Source organism: Leifsonia sp. SIMBA_070 (genome assembly GCF_046534635.1).
Classification (GTDB): Bacteria; Actinomycetota; Actinomycetes; order Actinomycetales; family Microbacteriaceae; genus Leifsonia.
The window spans coordinates 1-283 of the sequence record NZ_JAWRYK010000165.1; the positions used below are offsets into that span (position 1 = coordinate 1).

The 283-nt window shown below is 59.0% G+C and carries 1 protein-coding gene; it reads right to left on the bottom strand.

Going from position 1 to position 283, the window contains the following annotated elements; all coding sequences use genetic code 11:
* Positions 1-38 precede the first annotated feature (38 nt).
* Positions 39-283, bottom strand: a 245-nt coding sequence (locus SB754_RS19860) for a tyrosine-type recombinase/integrase (protein ID WP_410784105.1), incomplete at its 5' end; no start/stop codon positions are given.

Sequence of the window (283 nt, forward strand, 5' to 3'; positions counted from 1 at the left end):
GCTCTTGTCACAGACATCCGGCTTCGCGGATACGTTGGCTACGCCAGGCGCTGGCCCACTTCCGACGTACGCGAGCCACCAAGTGAAGCTAGTGGGTTGAGGCGCTTGGCCTCTTCAAGATGATCTGGAGCTAGGTGAGCGTAACGCATCGTCATGGTCAAGCTTTGATGCCCAAGTATGCGCTGCAGCGTCAAGATGTTGCCGCCGCGGATCATGAAGTGCGACGCGAACGTGTGCCGCAACACGTGCGTCAACTGGCCATCCGGAAGCACAATGTTCGCGC